The 2,394-nt window shown below is 59.9% G+C and carries 4 protein-coding genes; all 4 read left to right on the plus strand.

The window, feature by feature from the left end; translation table 11 throughout:
* Positions 1 to 372: fasciclin domain-containing protein (locus WA989_RS17485; RefSeq protein WP_424341756.1), on the plus strand; the 372-nt coding region annotated here is incomplete at its 5' end.
* 158 nt (positions 373 to 530) lie between these two features.
* Positions 531 to 1,481: a glutathione synthase gene (gshB, locus tag WA989_RS17490; RefSeq protein WP_424341757.1), complete on the plus strand. Its 951-nt coding sequence runs from the start codon at positions 531 to 533 to the stop codon at positions 1,479 to 1,481.
* Positions 1,482 to 1,508: 27 nt separating this feature from the next.
* On the plus strand, positions 1,509 to 1,865 hold the full coding sequence (locus WA989_RS17495) for a hypothetical protein (RefSeq protein ID WP_424341758.1): 357 nt from the start codon (positions 1,509 to 1,511) through the stop codon (positions 1,863 to 1,865).
* A 96-nt stretch (positions 1,866 to 1,961) separates the two neighbouring features.
* On the plus strand, positions 1,962 to 2,394 hold a 433-nt coding region (locus WA989_RS17500), incomplete at its 3' end, for a magnesium chelatase domain-containing protein (RefSeq protein WP_424341759.1).

Below are 2,394 nucleotides of genomic sequence, written 5' to 3' on the forward strand. Positions count from 1 at the left end.
ACCCTGGTGACCGCTGTCACTGAAGCCGAACTCGTTGACGCGCTGAAAGGCGACGGCCCGTTCACCGTCTTCGCCCCGACCAATGACGCGTTCGCTGCCCTGCCCGAAGGCACGGTCGATACGCTTCTGATGGACGAGAACCAGGACCAGCTTCAGGGCATCCTGAAACTCCACGTCGTCTCCGGCAAGATCAAGGCCGAGGACATCGCTGAAGGCACGACAGAGGTCGAAACGCTGGCCGGTGACACGATTACCGTGACAAAGGACAGCCACGGCGCCGTGACAGCCGGCGGTGCAGACGTCATCAAGGCCGACATCTACACCTCGAACGGCGTGATCCACGTCATCGACAGCGTGATCCTGCCTGAATAAGCCGCTCTGAACGTCCCATCCGGACACCGGACAAGCCCTCCCCGCCGCGCGTGGGGAGGGCTTTTTCTTTGCTCATGGGAGGTTCGTTCCGCCTCAAAGGCTTATCATCGGCGCCAAAGCATCACATATAGCTGGCCATACACGTCGAGGGAGCCTCAATGAGCCTGCGCATCGCGATCCAGATGGACCCGCTATCCACGGTCAACATCAATGCCGACACTACATTCGCGCTGGCCGAGGTCGCCCAGGCGCGCGGCCACAAGATCTGGATCTATGAGCCCCGGCACCTCTCCTTCGACACAGACCGTGTGAGGGCCCGAGCGCGCCCCGTCACCTTCCAGCGGGTCGAAGATGAGCCCGGCGTGACAGGCGAAGAGACCCTGCTCGATCTTGCAGACGATATCGACGTCGTCCTGATGCGCCAGGACCCGCCTTTCGACATGGCCTATATCACTGCCTGCCACGTGCTTGAGCTTCTGAAAGGCGAGACGCTGGTGCTCAATGATCCGGAATTTGTCCGCTCCAGCCCGGAAAAACTCTTCCCGCTTCTTTTCCCTGAGCTGATCCCCGACACGCTGATCTCACGCGATCTCAAATCCATTCTCGACTTTCGCGCCCGCCACAAGGACATCATCATCAAGCCGCTCTACGGCAATGGCGGGGCGGGCGTCTTCCGCATGAAGGAGGATGACAGCAATTTCTCCGCCCTGATGGAAATGTTTCTGGAACGCACGCGCGAACCGCTCATCGCGCAGGCCTTCCTGCCGGCGGTCAGCAATGGCGACAAGCGGGTCATCCTGGTGAATGGTGAAGCCGTCGGCGCAATCAACAGGCGCCCGCAAGAGGGCGAGACGCGCTCGAACATGCATGTCGGCGGCACGGCCGAGCCGGTCGAGCTGACAGAGACAGACCTCGACATCTGCCGTGTGATCGGCCCGGAACTCAAACGCCGCGGGCAGATTTTCGTCGGCATCGATGTGATTGGCGACAAGCTGACAGAGGTGAATGTGACCTCACCCACCGGAATTCAGGAACTGAAACGCTTTACAGGCGTGGATGCAGCGGCCATCTTCTGGGATTGTGTGCAAGACATGGTTGCCAAGTCCTGATTGGCGATCCACTTTGAGGGTATGAACATGAAAGCCGCCGCCTTCGCATCGATTGTCGCCTTGTCCTTTGCAGGTGTCGCCTGTTCGGAAAAGGCGCCCGTAGAGACTGAAACACAGGCCGATGTCTCGGCTGAAACGGCGTCTGCGCCGCAGGCGTCTGAGTTCAATCTGCGCTATCCGGGTTCGGAAAGCTCCAGCACGACGACCGCATCCAGCGAATTCAACCTTCGCATTCCGGAGGCCGACGCCCCGACAGATGGCGTTCGCCTGCCTGAAGGCGCGGTCAATGAGAACCGCTTGTCAAACGTGCCTGAAATCGAAACACCGGCCGTCGAAACAGCACCGGAAGCTGCCCCTGAGGACGACATAATCCGTCTCGACTAGGCCGGTAAATTGAACGTTTTCAACGCCTGATTCAAATTTGTTCTTTATTTGTTCACGGTGCCATGCTAGGCAGAGCTTAGCAATGGGGCGCTGGACATGGTTTGCCGGATAACGACATTCGCTTTTGAAGGCATTGAGGCCAAGCCTGTCGACGTGCAGGTGCAGATTACCTCCGGCAATCCGTTTTTCGCTATTGTAGGCTTGCCGGACAAGGCGGTTGGCGAAAGCCGGGAACGGGTCCGCGCCGCCTTTTCCGCGATCGGCCTGGCGCTGCCTCCCAAGCACATCACCGTCAATCTCGCCCCGGCTGACCTTCCAAAGGAGGGCAGTCATTATGACCTGCCGATCGCGCTCGGCCTGCTCGCGGCCATGGGGGTCGTTGCGCCGGATGCGCTCGACGGGCATGCCGCGATTGGCGAGCTGTCGCTCGATGGCTCGCTTGGCCAGACATTAGGTGTTCTACCAGCGGCAATGGCGGCGATTGCCATGGATTTGCGCCTGATCTGCCCGGAAGTGTGCGGTCCGGAAG

This window comes from Henriciella sp., assembly GCF_049649345.1.
GTDB lineage: Bacteria > Pseudomonadota > Alphaproteobacteria > Caulobacterales > Hyphomonadaceae > Henriciella.